This is a genomic window from Bacillus marasmi (assembly GCF_902168435.1).
GTDB lineage: Bacteria > Bacillota > Bacilli > Bacillales > Cytobacillaceae > Bacillus_BU > Bacillus_BU marasmi.
In genome coordinates, this window is the sequence record NZ_LR656202.1 from 1 (window position 1) to 2,022 (window position 2,022).

A 2,022-nucleotide genomic window follows, 5' to 3' on the forward strand; every position below is an offset into this window, starting at 1 on the left:
CGAAATAAAGCACTCGTTTGCCTTTTGGCAAAGAGTGTTTTTTATTTAGAAATTAATATTGACGATAAAAATTTTTGTTTTTATACCTGGAGAATATTTTTAGTGGTGACAATTTCTACGGAAAACAGATGAAATTGGAATACGAGGCTTGGAAAGAGCTCAATATCCCGATCAAGATTTTTCGCAAAGGGAATACCAACAGGCCATTGTCAATACACGAGCTTTCGAATACGAATCGATTCGTGTCACGCAGGAAACAAAGAATTCTGGTTTCAGATTGGTGCATTAGTGGTGATTATTGGGGCAACGCTAATCTGCCCGCCGGCAGGATTGGCGTTGGGAGCTGTATATGGTGCTTATGAATTGAGTTCAGCTGTGTCTGGAAAGGATTTAGTCTCAGGTCGGGAACTTGAGACATCTGAACGATGGGTGCGAGGATTGTTGGCTCCGCTCGATATTGTCCCAGGCGTCAGCGGCTTAACGAAATTCAGCAGCACCATTCGCCTCACAGGTATTAGTGATAATATGGGGAAGCTAGGCTTAAGTTCCGGTGTGAAAGGTGGCGTCCAACAGGGAGCTACTTCTGGTATTAGTAACTTAGTAGAAACCGCATCCAAGTTTGGAACAGACCGTCTGCGACGAGCAGAAGCAGCCTTCGAAAACGGCGCCAATATCGTGAAAAATAAGGTTATAAAAGATACAATAGAGGTAGCACAAGTCGCGGATAAAGTGGCTACCGGAGCGAAAAATCTTAACCCACTTCGAATAAAGCTCGTGAAAGATACAATGGGCAATAAAGTATTAGCCCATGATTCAGCCGTCAATACACATAGTATTGAAAATGGTTTAAGAGATTATGTAAGTAGGATTGAAGGGGTTAAGAGTAGTAGTGGCGGAAATAAGGGTACTCACATAGATATTTACCGTTCTGAAATTGATGAAGTAATAAAAAACGATTATGATATAAACGGAAATTTAATAAATAGGTCCATTGTTCCAAAAGGTTATGAAAGTGTAGAAGACTTTTTGAAAGTGGTAGATGATACAACAATTAAGGAATATGGTTATGATAGTATAGAAGAATTTAAAGAAGTAGTGGGGCACTTGGATGATTATTTAAATGCTTCACCACAGCATAATATAGTTAATAAGGGATTAGCAGGGGGAAAACACGTGAAAGGCGTAGATTATGATGTATTAGGTTTTCCAATATTTAAAGGTGAGGATGTTAAATTTTCATTGAAACTAAAAGAGAGTCTATTTAAAGCAACTGACGAGACACAATTTAGAGAATGTACAAGGTTATTAAATGAAGCAATTGAGCAAGGAAAAATATCTAAGGATTTATTTACCTTAAAACAAGTTAGAGATATTGAAAATGGCGAAGCTAGAATAAAAGGGTTAACTTGGCATCATCACCAGGTACCAGGCAAGATGCAACTTGTAGTCTCTAAGACGCATAAAGTGAATCATTTAGGTGGAAATAAATTGTGGGGAGATGGTATTAGATGAGTAATATTCAGTGGAGATCCTGGGATGACCCTGTGACTAAAATAGAAGTGGAGAAAGTGGGAGAAAAATTAGGTGTTAAATTGCCTTTAGAGTATATAGAAATTGCGATGAATTATAATGGAGCACATGTTAGTCCAGATTTATTTCAAGTTGACGGGAAAGAAAGAGTCTTTGGAACACTATTGACATTTGACGCTGAAGATGATGAGTATATACTAGAAGTCTTCAATGATTATAAGGATACAATCCCCCAAAAAATAATTCCTTTTGCCTTCGACCCTTCAGGAAACTTAATTTGTTTTGATTATAAAAATCATGAAGATAATCCAATTGTTGTTTTTTGGGAACATGAAAACGCTTGGGAAAAGGAAATGTTAATACTGGAAGAGGGGTTATCAGAGGAGCAGGCTGAAGAACGTGCAAGAGAAAATGTATTTTATGTTGCAGAATCCTTTACGGCATTTTTAGATAAGTTGCATGACTAAGGATTTATGTAAAAAAGTTTAAATT

2 protein-coding genes are annotated in these 2,022 nt (G+C 37.4%); both read left to right on the plus strand.

Annotation, left to right across the window (positions count from 1 at the left end):
• Positions 1–291: 291 nt before the first annotated feature.
• The gene (locus FXW34_RS23525) at positions 292–1,512 is read left to right on the plus strand and encodes an HNH endonuclease (protein WP_147536290.1); all 1,221 of its coding nucleotides are present in this window, start codon (positions 292–294) and stop codon (positions 1,510–1,512) included.
• The gene (locus FXW34_RS22710) at positions 1,509–1,997 is read left to right on the plus strand and encodes an SMI1/KNR4 family protein (protein WP_147536291.1); all 489 of its coding nucleotides are present in this window, start codon (positions 1,509–1,511) and stop codon (positions 1,995–1,997) included. Before FXW34_RS23525 ends, FXW34_RS22710 begins: the two co-directional genes overlap by 4 nt.
• The last annotated feature ends 25 nt before the right edge of the window (positions 1,998–2,022 follow it).